Source organism: Lacticaseibacillus chiayiensis, assembly GCF_004123795.1.
GTDB classification, from domain to species: domain Bacteria; phylum Bacillota; class Bacilli; order Lactobacillales; family Lactobacillaceae; genus Lacticaseibacillus; species Lacticaseibacillus chiayiensis.
In genome coordinates this window covers 19,284-36,136 of sequence record NZ_MSSM01000005.1, presented here as the reverse complement: position 1 = coordinate 36,136, position 16,853 = coordinate 19,284, and the positions used below count along the sequence as shown (strand labels likewise).

The following is a 16,853-nucleotide window of genomic DNA, read 5'->3' as shown; positions in this document are numbered from 1 at the left end:
CGGTGTGACGATATTAAAGTTCTTCGAGGAGGATGTTTCGTGGCAGTAACCGAGATAACGGCGACTAAATTCCAGGACATGATCCGGGTAGCCGCACATCGCATCAATAAAAATGCTGATTTTGTGAATTCATTAAATGTTTTTCCGGTGCCTGATGGCGATACCGGAACCAATATGAATCTGACGTTCCAAACCGGTGCCAAAGCAGTGTTGGAATCCAATGATGCTAAGGTTGGCGATCTCGCCAAACACTTAGGCAAGGGGTTGCTGATGGGCGCCCGGGGTAACTCGGGGGTCATCAGTTCCCAGCTTTTCCGTGGTTTTGCCAAAAGCGTGGAAGGTAAAGAGAGTCTGACCGCTCAGGATTTGGCTGACGCGTTTGCTCATGGTGTCGAGACGGCTTATAAAGCGGTGATGAAGCCGGTTGAAGGCACTATCCTAACTGTTGCTCGCGAAGCAGCCAAGGCTGGCTTAAAGGCTGCTAATGGCTCAGATGACGCTTTGGTCGTTATGACGGCCGTTGTTAAGGGTGCTAAGCGGGCATTAGCCAAGACGCCGGATCTGTTGGCGGTTTTGAAAGAAGTCGGGGTGGTCGATTCTGGCGGTCAAGGTTTGGTCTTCATCTACGAAGGATTTCGTGAAGGTTTATCCGGGGAAGTTAGTTCGGATGTTCATGATGTCACGGACGAAGAAATGACTGAAATGATCAACGCTGTCCACCACCAAAGTGCCCAAACTCAACTGGATCCGGCCGACATCGTTTATGGTTATTGTACCGAAATGATGGTTGAACTTGAGACCGGCGATCATTTTAAGCACTTTGATTACGAACCGTTTCGTAATTATTTAAATACCCTTGGTGACTCGACATTGGTGGTTGCTGATGAAGAAGTGGTAAAAGTTCATGTTCACACTGAACATCCTGGCATGGTTTTTCGTTACGGCCAGCAATTCGGGGAACTTTTGAAAATCAAAGTCGATAATATGCGCTTGCAACAGGAAAGCATTATTGAACGAGAAGGTTCGCTAGATGCTCATGCCAGTGACCTACCACTCGCGGAAATGGGTGTTGTTGCTATCGCTGCCGGTCAGGGACTTGGCGAGTTATTCAAGAGTCTGGGCGTGACATACGTGTTAAATGGCGGGCAAACCATGAATCCAAGTACCAATGACATTCTAGACGCTGTGAAGACTGCTCACGCTAAGCATGTGATCGTCTTACCAAATAACGGCAATATTTTCATGGCGGCAGAAGCTGCTGCCAAGGCGGCGAGTGACGTGGAAGTAGCCGTTGTGAAAAGTAAGACCATCAATCAAGGCATGACGGCTATGCTTGGGTACAACCCAGACGCCGATTTGGCTACCAACCAAAGTGAAATGACCGCACAATTGCCGAATGTGATTAGCGGTTCGATTACGCAAGCGATTCGTGATACCACCATTAATGGCCTTTCTATCAAGAATCACGATTGGATGGGGATTATCGACGGTACGATTAGCGTTACTGATCAGGATCGGCAGCAAGCGGCTATTGCAATGGTTAACAAGATGATCAACGATGACAGTGAAATCGTCACGATCATTGTGGGTGCTGATGCCAATCAAGACGAAGCTAAGAAAATTGCAGACGCGGTCGGCAAAGCGCACCCGGATCTGGAATTTGAAATTCACCAAGGCGATCAGCCGGTTTATCCTTATCTTGTCTCAGTCGAGTAAACAAGTTGCTTTATTGCCAAGGTGTCCCGCATGCGGGGCACTTTTTTGCGACATGAACAGGTAAGCCTGTTTTATCGTTTGCCGGCTTATTGCGAAAGGAGGGATGATGATGGCGCTCACGGACCCAGTTAGCGTTTTGCCTGGAGTCGGTCCTAAGCGTGAAGAAGGCTTGGCCAGTTTAGGCATTCATACGGTCGGCGATGTCCTTTTTTATTTTCCGTATCGTTATGATGACCTTAAAGTTAAAGACCTTGCGGAAGCAGCCGATCAAGAAAAGCTGACAATCAAAGGCGTCGTGGTGGCTGATCCTGTCATTAGCCGTTTTGGTCCGCACCGCAGCCGGGTGAATGTCAAGCTACAGGTCGAACGCAGCGTCATTCTGGTCACTTTCTTCAATCAGCCGTGGTTAAAAGATCGTTTTCAGATGGGTGACGAAGCAGCAATTTTTGGCAAGTGGGATGCCCAGCGCCGCAGTCTGACCGGTATGAAAATTCTGGCCACCCAGTCACAGGATCAGCCATCCATGGCAGCGATTTATACCGTGAATAAAAACATCCGGATGGGTACGTTGCTTGACCTGATTAAAGCGGCGTGGGCGCGTGATCATCAGCATATCCATGACCTGATTCCTGCTAGCATTCGTGAGCATTATCGGTTAATGACGGATGAACAGCTGGTACATGGCATGCATTTTCCCGACACACCGCAGGAAGCCAAGGCGGCGCGCCGAACCGGTGTTTTTCGCGAATTTTTCCTGTTTCAACTGCAAATTCAAGCACTTAAACAGCTTAATACCAATAGCAGCAACGGTCTTGCCATTCCGTATGACAATCAGGCGTTGCGCGCATTGATTGCAACACTGCCGTTTTCATTGACCAACGCGCAAAAACGGGTAGTGAATGAAATCTGTGCCGATATGCGTCGGCCCAATCATATGAATCGGCTGTTGCAAGGCGATGTAGGCAGCGGGAAAACGATTGTCGCAGCCATTGTTCTGTATGCGGCAGTCACGGCCGGCTATCAGGCTGCTTTGATGGTGCCGACTGAAGTGTTGGCGGAGCAGCATTTTGCCAAGTTGCAGAAACTTTTCGCCGATTTTCCGGTTAAGCTGGGGCTTTTAACAGGGTCGACAACCGCGAAAAGGCGACGCGAATTGCTGGCCGATCTCCGAATGGGCACGGTTAATCTGATCATCGGCACCCATGCGTTGATTCAAAAAGGCGTTGATTTTAAAGCCTTGGGGTTGGTAGTGATCGATGAGCAGCATCGTTTTGGTGTCAATCAGCGTAAAGTGCTTCAGGAAAAAGGCCAGAAACCCGATTTATTGTCCATGACGGCAACGCCAATTCCTAGAACCCTGGCGATTACGGCTTATGGGGAAATGGACGTTTCCACCATTGATGAATTGCCGGCCGGACGTAAGCCGATCACGACCACCTGGCTGCGCAAGAACCAAGTCGGTCAGGTATACCGGCTGATCCGCAGCCAGGTGCAGGCAGGAAGTCAGGTTTTTGCCATTACCCCGCTGATTGCGGAATCGGAAAAAATTGACCTGCAAAATGCCGAGCAGCTTTTTGCAGATATGCAAAAAGCGGTTGGCAATCTTGGACAGGTTGCGTTGTTGCACGGCAAAATGAAGTCGGACGAAAAAGACCAGATCATGCGGTCGTTTAGCCAGGGTGACATTGCGGTGCTGGTGTCAACGACGGTGGTTGAAGTTGGGGTGGATGTACCCAATGCGACGGTGATGGCCATTTTCGATGCCGATCGTTTTGGCCTATCGCAACTTCATCAACTTCGTGGCAGGGTGGGTCGTGGCAGCAAGGCAGCGCAGTGTTTGTTGATTGCTGACCCTAAAAATGAGCAAGGGATTGCGCGCATGCAAATCATGACCAAAACCAATGACGGCTTTTTATTAGCCCAAAAAGATTTGGAAATGCGCGGTTCGGGTGATATTTTTGGAGATAAGCAGTCAGGGCTGCCGGAATTTAAAGTGGCTGATCCTGTCGGGGATTTTCCAACGCTGGAAGCTGCTCAACAGATTGTGGCCCGGATTTTTAAAACTGATCCGCACTTGCTGGACCCTGAACATCAACCGCTAGCCGCTTATTTGGCAGCTAGTCGGCAGATGACCGGCAGTTTGGATTAAATGCGAAAGGAAAGAAAGATTTTATGAAAATTGCAATTGATGCAATGGGCGGTGACCATGCGCCGGAAGTTGTGATTGCCGGAACGGAAAAGGCGCGCGACCATGACGCCGATTTGGAATTTATCCTTTATGGGGATGAAGCCAAAATCAAACCTTTGATTCATAACCAGGATCGGCTGACGATTGTGCATACAGCCGAAAAGATCAACAGTGACGATGAACCGGTTCGGGCAATTCGGCGCAAGAAGCAAGCTTCCATGGTGTTGGCGGCTCAGGCAGTCAAACAGGGTGAAGCGGCCGCAATGGTTTCGCTCGGTTCTACCGGTGCACTGTTAGCAGCAGGTTTATTCATTATCGGCCGGATACACGCTATTGAACGGCCGGGCTTGTTGCCAACGTTCCCGACTGTTGACGGCAAAGGCTTTGTGATGTTGGATGTCGGCGCCAATGCGGAAAACCGTCCGTATCACTTGTTGCAATACGCGATCATGGGAAGTTACTACGCCAAAGATGTCCGCGGCGTCAACAATCCACGCGTGGGTTTGCTAAACAACGGCACAGAAGCAAACAAAGGTGACAAGTTGCACCAAGAAGCGCACGATCTTTTGGCTGCGGCCCCCGGAATTAACTTCGTGGGCAACGTCGAGTCCAGTGATATTCTCAATGGACCTGCCGATGTCGTCGTCACCGACGGCTTTACTGGTAACGCAACGTTGAAAGCAATTGAAGGCACTGTTCGTACTGTCATGCACATGTTAAAGGGTGCCATTTATGATGGTGGGATTTCTGGAAAATTAGGTGGTCTGTTTTTGAAAAACAACCTTAAGTCAATGGCGCAGACCTTCGACATCTCTTCTTATGGCGGCGCCGTCTTGCTTGGACTTAAAGCCCCGTTGGTCAAGGCTCACGGCGCGGCTGATGCTGACACGGTTTATTACACCTTGTTGCAGACAGCCAAAATGGTTAAGAATGGCACGGTAGCCAAAGTGGTGGATTATTTTGACGCTCACCCTGAAGTTGCCGAAGCGAAGACCACCGACAAAGCGTAGACAAGCGCGTCGGAAACAAGTAAACTAAATTGGCAAATGAATGGAGGAGCGGCATGAGTGAAGACGAAATTTATCAAAAGATCGCAGGCTTGATTCAGGATCATTTTCAATTAAGCCCTGACAAAATCAGTCCAAGCTTGAATTTCAAGCAAGACCTTGATGCAGATTCGATTGATATTGTCGAATTTGTTTTGGAACTCGAAGATGCATTCGGCGCAGAAATTCCAGACGACGATGCAGAAAAGATCCAAACGGTTCAAGATGCGGTTGATTATATCAAAACACATCAAAAATAATGACTTTGCGAGCTGCCAGTGATGGCGGCTTTTTATTTTGCTATTTAAAGCAGGCGACATAGTCTTCAGATGGCCTAAGTCAATTCATGAAATCCGGAGATTTGCTAATTTTTTTGTTCTCATCAGTCACATCCAAAGAAAGGACGTTTTCTTCAAAGTAGCCGGATTTTCTGATATGATCAGTTTGCAACATCATGTTGAGGATGATGTTTTTTCCTTAAAGTCCCCCGCCTTGTGCGTGAAGCGAAGATGAATTCAACCGCAAATTTCACGTTTTAATCGCGTTGGGACGCAATTTTGGCTTGCATAACTACTATAATTTCTTTATACTTAGAGACAATTATTTCAAAAATCTCATCTTGTTTTAATCTTGCGTCAGGAACGCAACGAGGAGGAGTTCGTTTGGATAAACCTGAAGATTTGCTGCTAGATGTGCAACATCTGCACACCGGATTCAGACTTGGAGATGCTTTTTATGATGCTGTCGATGATGTCAGCATCACGTTACGAAAAGATGAGATTCTGGCGATTGTAGGTGAATCAGGCTCCGGCAAAAGTACTTTGGCCACCAGTATTATCGGGCTTCATGATATGCGTAATACAAAAGTGACTGGTGATATTTTGTATAACAACCTGAATCTGGTCGGGTTAAATGAAACCCTGTTTGATCGGATTCGCGGTAAGGATATTGGCATGATTTTCCAAGACCCTTTAGCTGCGTTGAATCCGTTAATGCGGATTGGCGAGCAAATTGAAGAGACACTGGTTTACCATACCAAGATGAACAAGGAAGAACGCGATAAACGGGTATTGGAACTGCTGAGTCAAGTTGGCATTCCTAATCCTAAACGAACAGCGCGTTCTTATCCGCATGAACTATCTGGCGGGATGCGGCAGCGGATTGTGATTGCCATTGCGATTGCCTGCAAACCACCAATTATCATTGCTGATGAACCAACTACCGCTTTGGATGTTACGATTCAGGCACAAATTCTGGATCTCTTGGAAGACATTCAGCGAGAAATGCATTCAGGCATTATTTTAATTACCCATGACCTTGGCGTTGTTGCCGAAACCGCTGATCGCGTGGCGGTGATGTATGCAGGGCAGATTGTCGAAAGCGGCACGGTGATGGATGTCTTCAAACATCCGACCCACCCGTATACGCGTAGTCTGTTGCGCTCAATGCCGCAAGCCGAGTCTGATGATGACGAGTTACACGTTATTCAAGGCGTGGTACCGTCATTGAAAAATATGCAGATGAAAGGCTGCCGATTTGCTCCACGAATTCCATGGATTCCGGCATCTGCTCACGAAGAGCATCCGACCATGCATGAAGTCGCACCTGATCATTTTGTTCAATGCACGTGCTACAAAGACTTCTATTTTCCGGATGACGACCAAGCGGCTGAAAAAGGTGAGTAATTATGGCAATGATTGAAGTAAGAAATCTAAAGATCCATTATCCCATTCGTTCTGGCTTCTTTAACCGCGTGACAGATCATGTGCTGGCAGTTGATGGGATCGATTTTGACATTGAACAAGGGGAAACATATGGACTGATTGGCGAATCCGGCTCCGGTAAGTCAACGACAGGCAAGGCAATTGTCGGACTTGAACCGGTGACGTCTGGTTCGATCATGTACAAGGGTCAGGACATCACCAAACGTAGCGTTCGCAAGCACATGCAATATAACAAGGATGTGCAGATGATCTTTCAGGATTCACTGTCCAGCTTGAATCCCCGTAAGCGAATTGAAGATATCATTGCAGAACCGATTCGTAATTTTCAAAACTTGACCAAAGACGAGGAGCGGCATCGCGTTCAGGAACTGCTGGATATTGTTGGGATGCCGAGTGATGCCTTGTACAAGTATCCGCACGAATTTTCCGGTGGTCAGCGTCAGCGGATCGGGGTTGCCCGAGCCATGGCGACGAATCCTAAGCTCATTGTTGCCGATGAACCTGTATCGGCTCTGGATCTGTCCGTTCAAGCACAAGTGTTGAACTTTATGAAACGCATTCAGGAAGAATACAACATTTCGTACTTGTTCATCTCACATGACTTAGGTGTTGTGAAACATATGTGTAAAAAGATGGCGATCATGCACCGGGGACGATTCGTTGAAATCGGAACTCGCGAAGATATTTATAATCACCCGCAGCATATTTACACGAAACGTCTTTTGTCGGCAATTCCTGATGTCAATCCGGATGATCGCGAAAAGAACAAAGAACATCGGCGCGAAGTTGAACGCATCTTTAAAGAAGAAGAATCAAAATATTATTCCAAGGAAGGCCGCGTTTTGAATCTCCAGAAGATTTCCGATACCCATTCCGTTGCGCTGCCAGATTCAACAATGAAGGGAGTGCATGATTAATGTGGAAAACAATTCTACGCCGGATCTTAATCATGATCCCGCAACTGTTTTTGTTGAGCGTTCTGGTTTTTATCCTCGCGAAAATGATGCCGGGGGATCCGTTATCCGGTAGTTTTCAACAAGGGCAGAGCGCTGCGCAGATGGCGGCCTTGCGTCAGCAGTATGGTTTAAATAACCCGTGGTATATTCAGTATGCCAGTTGGGTTGGCAACATGCTCCACGGAGATTTGGGTCAGAGTTTCGTATATAAACGGTCAGTTACCGGACTGATCGGTGAACGGGCTGTGAATACATTTTGGTTGGCGTTGATGTCCACCGTAATTCTTTACGTTATCGCTATTCCAGCTGGTGTGATTGCCGGTCGTTATGAAGGTAGCAAGCGAGATTCTGCAATTTCGGTTACATCGTTCATCTTAATGGCTGTTCCACCTTTTGTTTTCTACTTGTTAGCGCTCATTTTCTTTGGTTTCTTCTTGCAGTGGTTTCCAACTGGGGGGAGCGTGTCGTCAACGTATAATCCGGGAACACTGGGTTACGTCTGGGATCGGATTTATCATATGATCTTGCCGGCGTTAGTGGCGGGCATTATCACGACGCCAAGTACGATTCAGTATCTACGTACAGGGGTCATTGATAATACCAACCAGGATTTTGTTCGAACCGCTCGTTCTAAAGGGGTGCCGGATCGCGTCATTTTCAATAAACATATTCTGCGTAATTCCTTATTGCCGATTGCGGCGTTCATGGGCAATCAGATTACCAGCCTGCTCGGTGGCTCGGTAATATTAGAAACGGTCTTCAGTTACCCGGGAATGGGGCAACTTTTTGTTTCCTCGATGACTAGCCGCGATTATCCGGTAGTTATCTCGCTAGTGCTTTTGTTCGGCTTCCTGACGCTGCTTGGCAACTTGCTGTCAGACATCATCATGAGTATTGTGGATCCGCGGATCCGGATCGAATAGAAGGTGGGGAAAGTTTATGCAAAACAATGCAAATGAAGTGGCGGCTAACACCACAAAAATTGAACAATCGCCTTCTAACTTCAAGGTGATCGTGAATGAATTTCGTAAAGATAAAGTGGCAGTCGTCTCACTAATCTTGGCAATCGTCATTATCCTCGCTTCGTTTATCGGTTCCATGGTGTTTAACGTTGGCGGTGCTACGCAAGTTAACATTATGGATCGTTATACAGCACCTGGCGTCAATGGATATATTCTCGGCACTGATGAAGGCGGGCGCGATATGTTCAAATATCTGTTCTTCGCTGCCCGCAACTCGATTACCATTGGGATTTCCGTCGCATTGATTATCGAGTTTGTCGGGGTTGTTCTTGGAACAATTTCTGGTTATTTCGGCGGTTGGATTGATGCCGTGATTATGCGATTGGTTGACTTTTGGATGATTATTCCATCGTTACTGGTTATCATTGTGTTAGTTACAATCGTCCCGCAGTATAACGTTATTAGCATTATCCTCATCATGTCAGCCTTCTACTGGATGACGACAACACGACTGATGCGATCCTTGGTGCTGTCTGAAGCGCGAAGTGAATATGTTATGGCATCAAAAACGTCAGGAACATCTGATTTTAAAATTATGTTTACTGGTGTTTTGCCTAATATTAGTTCGTTGATTATCACCGACTTGACACTGACGATCGCCAGTTCTATCGGAATCGAAACTGCTCTATCTTTCTTAGGCTTTGGATTGCCGATGCAAACACCAAGTTTAGGGACCTTGATCGGTTATGCATCGAATCCTGATTTGATCTTTAATCGCTGGTGGGTCTGGTTCCCGGCCGTGTTGGTTCTGCTGACGCTGTCTCTCTCAATTAATTTTGTCGGTCAGGCGCTGCGACGTGCGGCTGATTCACGGCAGCGTCGCGCCTGATGATCTGTTTAGTTTTCTGAAAATTTATAAAGAAACGCCCAATGTTAATCGAGGGGGCTCTTTATTTTCTTTATTTTTGAAGAAAAAAAGAAAAAATTGTGGCTAACCATTGGCCTTTTCATTCTAATTATGCTATCATTTAATTCACATGAAGCGTTGCTTCGCTTACATATTGCGATGACGGCGCGGAAGGGGGAAAAAGTATGAAAAAGCGTTCTGTGCTCGGAATGATCACGCTCGCTACCGCTCTGTCGATTACCTTGGTAGCTTGTGGCAGTAAGAGTTCGAACTCCAGCTCAAGCACAGCTAATAAGGCGGTGAAGTTCCCAGTCTCTTATAACAACACTGCAAAGGCAGTTAAAGGCGGCAATGTCAATGTTGCGGTGGTTGATGATTCACCATTTAAGGGGGTCTTCAACGAAGAACTCTACACTGATCAGTACGATTATGATTACATGGGTCCTGCCTCTGAATCTCTATTTGCTTATAATAGTAAGTTCAAATTCAATAACAATGGTGCCGCAACTTTGAAGCAGGATAATAATGCCAAGACAATCACTATCACCATTAAGCCAAACGTTAAGTGGTCAGATGGCCAACCAGTTGTTGCTCGTGATTTGGTTTATGCTTATGAAATCATGGCTAACAAAGGTACCAAGAGTCAGCGGTATACTGAGTCGCTTCAAAATATTGAAGGTTTGACCGAGTATCATGATGGCAAAGCAGATTCCATTTCCGGCTTGACGATGCCCAAAGGTGATAATGGTAATACGATGGTTATTCACTTCAAACAAATGAAGCCTTCGTTTAACACTTCAGGAAATGGTTATTTCCTTGAAAATGCAGCACCGTATCACTATCTACACGACATTGCCTTCAATAAGTTAGAGTCCAGCGATAAGGTTCGTAAACAGCCGCTATTCTTTGGCCCTTACAAGATTAGCAAGGTTGTTGCTGGGCAAAGTGTTCAATATACTCCAAACAAGTATTACTGGAGGGGTGCACCAAAGCTAGATAAAATTACCTTTGAAAATGTTTCGTCTGCTTCTATTACTTCTGCATTAAAGAACCATAAGTATGATGTGGTTTACGGCATGCCTGCAGATTCTTATAACGAATGGAAGAATATTTCCGGGTATAAGAATCTTGGACATCAATCGCTGGCCTATAATTACCTCGGCTTCAAATTAGGCAAGTGGGATAATAGCAAGAATGAAAACGTCTATAATCCAAAAGCGAAGATGGCGAATAAGAGTCTTCGTCAGGCAATGGGTTATGCACTGAACAATGATGAAGTGGCGGCTAAGTTCTACAACGGTACGCGGACGCGCGCGACAACTTTGATTCCGCCTGTCTTTGGTAAAGATGTACATGCCAATATCAATGGTTATGACTTGAATATCAAGAAAGCCAACAGTTTACTTGATAAAGCCGGCTATAAGAAGGGCAAAGATGGTTATCGAACCGATCCTAACGGTAAGAAGCTAACCATCCACTTCGCAACAATGGCTGGTGGTTCGACGGCACAACCGTTGGCACAGGATTACATTCAGCAATGGAAGAAGATTGGTTTGCGCGTTAAGTTAACAACGGGTCGCCCAATCGAATTCAACTCCTTCTATGATAAGATTCAAAATGATGATAAAAATGTCGATGTTTATGCGGCTGCTTGGAGTCTTTCATCTGATCCTTCACCAATGGATTTGTTCTCACAGAAGGCACCGTTTAACTATACAAGGTTCGTCTCTAAAAAGAATACTGAGTTGCTGAACAATATTGATGGTCAGAAGGCCATGGATCCGGCATACCGTGCTAAGGCATTAATTGCATGGCAGAAATATGCCAACGATGAAGCCTTTGCGATTCCAACACTTTATCGTGAAGAAATCTTCCCGGTTAACAAACGCGTTAAGAACGCAAGCGTTGATTATGCATCAGCTAATTACTTGAACTGGGCCAAACTTGCTGTTACCAGCAACAGCACAGCGAAGAACTAGTCAAAGCAACTCTAAAAGGCATCTGCAATCGCAGGTGTCTTTTTTGGTGCGCTCTTGTATAATTAGAAGGTGATAAAAAGGAGGGCTCTTCATGGTTGCCTCAGAGTTTGTGAGTGAATTGCGTCAGCGTTATGGGATTGAATTTCACGATCTCAGTCTATTGGATGAAGCCTTCACGCATTCCTCGTATGTTAACGAACACAAAGAATTAGGGTTAAAAGATAACGAGCGACTTGAATTTCTTGGTGACGCGGTGCTTGAACTGACCGTTTCCGACTACCTGTATCGTAAGTTTCCGGATAAACCGGAAGGTGATTTGACCCGTATCCGTGCTGCGGCGGTTCAGACAGCAGCCTTTTCTGCATTTTCAAAAGAGGCGCATTTTGATCGCTATATCAAGTTGGGAAAAGGCGAAGAAAAAGCAGGTGCGCGCAAGCGGTTAACGTTGCTTGAAGACCTGTTTGAAGCGTTTAACGGCGCCTTATACTTGGATCAAGGCCGCAAAGCCAATATCAAATTTGCTGAACAGATTATTTTTCCTAAGATTGATGCTGGTGAGTTCTCGGCTAACCAGGATCATAAAACCGCGTTGCAGGAAACCTTGCAGCAAAATGGCGATGTGGCTATTGTGTATCACCTCCTGGACGAAAAAGGTCCTGCCCATGAACGGCAATTTCACGTTGACGTGGAAGTTGAGGGCCGAGTATTAGGGACAGGGTTCGGTAAGAATAAAAAAGCGGCTGAGCAAGCTGCAGCCAAGGCAGCTCTAGCCCGCTTGAAAAAGTAAGAACTAGAATGGGGTCATCATGGAATTAAAGCGTTTGATCATTAATGGCTTCAAATCATTTGCAGACAAAACCGAAATTGATTTTGTATCGGGTCTGACTGGGATTGTCGGACCGAATGGTAGTGGAAAAAGTAACATCACCGAGGCGATTCGCTGGGCATTAGGTGAACAAAGTGCCAAAAGCTTGCGCGGCGAACGAATGGGTGATGTTATCTTTGCAGGTACGGATAGCCGGCCTGCTTTGAATCGTGCCGCCGTTACCATGACTTTCGACAACAGCGACGGTTATCTCAAAAATCAGCCGGCTGAAGTTTCGGTGACGCGTCGATTGTATCGCGATGGCACCTCGGAGTTTCTGCTCAATAATCAAGATGTTCGGTTAAAGGATATTGTCGATCTGTTCATGGATTCCGGCTTGGGACGTGAGAGCTTTTCATTTATTTCGCAAGGCCGGGTTGAAGCGATTTTTAATAGCAAACCAGAAGAACGCCGGGGCATCATCGAAGAAGCCGCTGGCGTTTATAAATATAAGCAACAGAAAACCAAGGCTGAGCGTGAGTTAGCCAACAATGACGATAATCTGGCGCGGATTAATGACATTATTGTCGAGTTGAAGCATCAGGTTGAGCCGCTGCGGGAACAAGCCTCACTAGCTAAGGATTATCAGCAGCAAACGGCAGATTACAAAGAGATTCACCAAACGCTTTTGGCGCTGGAAATCGAACAGCTGGCGGCGGAGCAGGAAAAGACCCAAGGCGAAGCGAAAGTGACTAAGGCGACCATTGCGGCGCTAACGGCAAAAGTCAAGGATCTAGAGAATCAGTCTGAAGAATTGAGTGCGGTGGATCATCAACATGAGGAACGGTTAAATCAGCTGAATGACCAAATTTTAAGTCGCTCGATGAAGGTGGAAAATCTCAGTGGTGAAGCTAACCTCTCTAGCGAACGCTCAGCCAACGCGGCGACAACACTGGCTGATTTAAAGGACCGATTAACTCACGCCCAACAAGCTTTATCAGAAGCAAACCAGCGGCTGGCCAACTTAACCAAGCAGCTCGATGCTTCCCAGAAAAAGCAAAAAGATCTCAAGGAGCAGTTGGCCCAACAAAAGCAAGCCAGTCAAGACCCGGTTGCTCTGAATCGTCAGTTGGAGTCTGCCCAGAATCACTACATTGATTTGTTGAAAGCCCAAGCCGACAACAAAAATGCGCAGGCAGCTTTGCAAAAAGACCAACAACTTGCGGCAAGTCAAAACGCTGCGCACGATCGCCGAATTTATGAATTGAGTAAGCAGGCGCAGGATCAGGAGGCCAAGGTCAATACGCTGCTAAGTCAGCAGCAAAAGTTACAGGCCAAAGCAGAGGCACAGCAAACTGCCGTTGAAAAAGCTAAAGCCAAGTTAAACCAACTGCAACAAGACCACAGCGCCCAGCAGCAAACTTATCAGGATGAAATGGCAACTTACCAACGCGCCCGCGCCCGGTATGAAACCTTATCAGAATTGAATGAAGACTATGCGGGCTTTTATAATGGCGTTCGGGTCGTACTGAAGCATAAAGCAACTTTGCCAGGTGTGGTTGGGGCAGTGGCCGAATTGTTGGAAGTGCCCACTGATTATCAACAAGCGTTTGATTTAGCGTTAGGTAGCAATCTACAGGCCATTGTTACCCGTGATGAAGCAGCAGCCCAACGAGCTATCAGCCTGTTAAAACAACAGCGAGCCGGTCGAGCGACTTTTCTGCCAGTTGCCGTGATGCGGCCACGGGAACTGCCGAGTGCGGTTTTGCAACTTGTCAAAGGCGCAGATGGCTTTTTAGGCACGGGTTTGCAACTTGCCCAATATCCAGCTGATCTAAAGTCAGTGATGGCTAATCTGCTAGGGAGTGTCTTAATTGTTGATACCCTACCGCACGCGATTACCATTGCCAACACCACTCATCACCGATATCGCATTGTGACCACGGCTGGGGATATTTTAAATCCAGGTGGCTCACTGACAGGCGGACAGGTCAAACAAGGCAGGCAAGCCTCACCACTGGCCCGCAATCAGGAAGCTCGCCATCTCAAAGTTCAACTCCAGAACCTGGTTGAAGATCTGAAAAAGAAGCAAACTGCCTTGACTGAACTGACCCAACAGGAGAATGCCGCCCAAACCGCGTGGCAAGACGCTCAGGCGCAGTCTCAGGCATTAGCGGCTGATCTAACGACAATTACCAGTCAACACACTGCGCAGGCAGAGACGTTACGCCAGGCGCAGCGGCAACTGGCTGCCGCACAGCAGGCCAATACTGCTCAGGCTGATCTAAGCGCCAAAATGACCGAGCTTCATCAAGCTGGCAAAAAAATTGCCCGTGACATCGAAGACGCTCAAGTAGAAATTGAACAGTTGAAAACTGCTGCGGCTGCTGCGGCCGATTCCCGTTCGAAACAAGCAGCAGCCGAGAATGCGTTGAAGACGAAGCTGGCCGTGGTGACTAATGATTTGCAGACGCTGCACGATCAGCATCAGCAGTGGCAAACGCAGGCCAGGGATGCAGATGAACAAATCACTGAACTTCAGCAACGCATTGAGCACATTACGGCCACGGCTAAAGAAACAGCGGCAGAAAAATCAAGTCGTACGGCTACGATTGCCAAGTTGCAAGAAGAACTGAAGCGCTTGAAAGCCGAGCAAACCAAAGTCACCCAGACCAAGGCAGCTAATCGCGGCAAATTAAGCGAGATTTCTGCCAGGATTACAACGACTTACGAGCAGCAGCATCAAGCCATGGCTTCCTCCGAACAACAGGCAGTGGCGCTGAACCGAGTGAAGTTGGCTTTGGATGCTCGTCTGAACACATTAGCCGAGGATTATCAGGTCACTTACGAAGCGGCCAAAGCTGCCGTAACCCCGGATCACGCGCCGATTCCTGAATTAAAAAGCAAGTTGAAGCTCTTGAAACGGGGGATCGATGAACTAGGGCCGGTTAATTTGAATGCGATTGAACAGTTTAAAGAAGTGAATCAGCGTTACGGGTTTCTCACCAAGCAGCAAGATGATCTTTTGGCGGCTAAACAGCAGCTTGAAGAAACGATGCACGAATTGGATGAAACCGTCAAAACACGATTCAAAAATATGTTTGACCAGACGAATAGTGCGTTTGAAGCGATTTTTCCGCAAATGTTTGGCGGTGGGCATGCCCATCTCAGCTTGACCGATCCTGATGATCTATTGGCGACCGGGATCGAGATTTCTGCACAACCGCCTGGCAAAAAATTAACTCGACTGTCATTGCTGTCGGGTGGCGAACGGGCGCTAACTGCGATTGTGCTGCTCTTCGCGATTCTAAAAGTCCGTCCGGTGCCATTTTCGATTTTGGATGAAGTTGAAGCATCACTGGATGATGTCAATGTTAACCGCTTTGGCGAGTTCTTGCGCCATTATGCCAGTGCGACGCAATTTATCGTGATCACGCACCGTCACGGCACGATGATTGCGGCTAATGTCTTGTACGGCGTGACCATGCAGGAATCCGGTGTGAGTCGGATTATGGCAGTCAGTCTAGATCAATCACAGAAAGAGGCGACAAGTTAATGGGACTTTTTGATGCGATTAAAAAAGCGTTCACCGGGGAAGAGCCGGAAACGCCGGAAGAAAATAAATATGATGAAGGTCTTGAGAAAAGCCGCAGCAGTTTTGGTGAGAAGCTTAATGCGTTATTTGCCAATTTTCGAACGGTGGATGAAGACTTTTTCGATGACCTTGAAGAGATGCTCATCGAATCCGACGTCGGGTTTGAAACGGCGGTTCGTTTGAGCGATGAATTGCGCCAAGAGGTTAAGCTTAAAAATGCGAAGGATCCTAAGGCTGTTTCGAGAGTCATCGTTGAGAAGTTGGTGGATATGTATGGTGAGGCCGGCAAGGATGAAGATAACCAGCTCCACTTTGCCGAAGAAGGGCCAACTGTCTTTCTGTTTGTGGGCGTTAATGGCGCCGGCAAGACAACCACAGTCGGCAAGCTGGCGCATCAGCTTAAAGAAGAAGGCAAACGCGTCTTGTTAGTGGCGGCCGATACCTTCCGTGCTGGAGCCATTCAGCAGCTGCAAGAATGGGGTCGGCGCGTTGATGTGCCAGTGGTAGCCACAAAAGAAGGCGGTGACCCCGCTGCCGTTGTTTTTGATGGCGTTAAGCGGGCAAAAGAAGAAGGCTACGATGTGGTGTTGGTGGACACCGCCGGCCGTTTACAAAATAAAGTTAACCTAATGAATGAGTTGAACAAGATTAAACGCGTGATCGTCCGCGAATTGCCAGACGCCCCGCAAGAAGTCTTGTTAGTGCTGGATGCCACAACCGGCCAGAATGCGTTGAATCAGGCGAAAGAGTTTAACCAGACGACTCAAATTACCGGTATCGTGTTAACCAAGCTGGACGGTTCTGGCAAGGGCGGCATTGTCTTGGCTATCCGCAATGAGCTGCATGTACCGGTCAAGTTAGTGGGACTGGGTGAAAAAATGGACGACTTGCAGGTATTTGATCCGACGAAGTTCGTGACCGGCTTGTTTAAGGGCCTGATTGAAGTCAAAGCCTAAGTCAGTACAATCAAAAGAA

At 47.2% G+C, this 16,853-nt stretch carries 12 protein-coding genes; all 12 read left to right on the top strand.

The window, feature by feature from the left end:
- Window positions 1–39: 39 nt before the first annotated feature.
- The 12 genes from BVJ53_RS02315 (at window position 40) to ftsY (ending at window position 16,834) form a co-directional block, all read left to right on the top strand.
- Window positions 40–1,716 (top strand): DAK2 domain-containing protein, encoded by a 1,677-nt coding sequence (locus BVJ53_RS02315; RefSeq protein WP_129300977.1) that lies wholly within the window; start codon window positions 40–42, stop codon window positions 1,714–1,716.
- Window positions 1,717–1,825: 109 nt separating this feature from the next.
- Window positions 1,826–3,865, top strand: coding sequence for an ATP-dependent DNA helicase RecG (gene recG / locus BVJ53_RS02310; protein ID WP_129300976.1), 2,040 nt, complete (start codon window positions 1,826–1,828; stop codon window positions 3,863–3,865).
- Window positions 3,866–3,888: 23 nt separating this feature from the next.
- Window positions 3,889–4,914 carry a phosphate acyltransferase PlsX gene (plsX, locus tag BVJ53_RS02305; RefSeq protein ID WP_129300975.1) on the top strand — a complete coding sequence of 342 codons (1,026 nt, stop codon included), beginning with the start codon at window positions 3,889–3,891 and terminating at the stop codon, window positions 4,912–4,914.
- A 53-nt stretch (window positions 4,915–4,967) separates the two neighbouring features.
- On the top strand, window positions 4,968–5,210 hold the full coding sequence (gene acpP / locus BVJ53_RS02300; protein WP_129300974.1) for an acyl carrier protein: 243 nt from the start codon (window positions 4,968–4,970) through the stop codon (window positions 5,208–5,210).
- A gap of 402 nt (window positions 5,211–5,612) precedes the next feature.
- On the top strand, window positions 5,613–6,635 hold the full coding sequence (locus BVJ53_RS02295) for an ABC transporter ATP-binding protein (protein WP_129300973.1): 1,023 nt from the start codon (window positions 5,613–5,615) through the stop codon (window positions 6,633–6,635).
- Between the two features lie 2 nt (window positions 6,636–6,637).
- Window positions 6,638–7,591, top strand: coding sequence for an ABC transporter ATP-binding protein (locus tag BVJ53_RS02290; RefSeq protein WP_129300972.1), 954 nt, complete (start codon window positions 6,638–6,640; stop codon window positions 7,589–7,591).
- Window positions 7,591–8,553 carry an oligopeptide ABC transporter permease gene (gene opp4B / locus BVJ53_RS02285; RefSeq protein WP_129300971.1) on the top strand — a complete coding sequence of 321 codons (963 nt, stop codon included), beginning with the start codon at window positions 7,591–7,593 and terminating at the stop codon, window positions 8,551–8,553. Before BVJ53_RS02290 ends, opp4B begins: the two co-directional genes overlap by 1 nt.
- Window positions 8,554–8,569: 16 nt before the next feature.
- Window positions 8,570–9,481: an ABC transporter permease gene (locus BVJ53_RS02280; protein WP_129300970.1), complete on the top strand. Its 912-nt coding sequence runs from the start codon at window positions 8,570–8,572 to the stop codon at window positions 9,479–9,481.
- Between the two features lie 203 nt (window positions 9,482–9,684).
- Window positions 9,685–11,478 carry an oligopeptide ABC transporter substrate-binding protein gene (locus BVJ53_RS02275; protein WP_129300969.1) on the top strand — a complete coding sequence of 598 codons (1,794 nt, stop codon included), beginning with the start codon at window positions 9,685–9,687 and terminating at the stop codon, window positions 11,476–11,478.
- 91 nt (window positions 11,479–11,569) lie between these two features.
- Window positions 11,570–12,265, top strand: coding sequence for a ribonuclease III (gene rnc / locus BVJ53_RS02270; protein WP_010488038.1), 696 nt, complete (start codon window positions 11,570–11,572; stop codon window positions 12,263–12,265).
- Window positions 12,266–12,284: 19 nt separating this feature from the next.
- Window positions 12,285–15,839, top strand: a complete 3,555-nt coding sequence (gene smc / locus BVJ53_RS02265; protein WP_129300968.1) for a chromosome segregation protein SMC — start codon at window positions 12,285–12,287, stop codon at window positions 15,837–15,839.
- A complete protein-coding gene (gene ftsY, locus BVJ53_RS02260) occupies window positions 15,839–16,834 on the top strand; it encodes a signal recognition particle-docking protein FtsY (RefSeq protein ID WP_129300967.1) in 996 nt (331 codons plus the stop codon). Before smc ends, ftsY begins: the two co-directional genes overlap by 1 nt.
- Window positions 16,835–16,853: the final 19 nt, after the last annotated feature.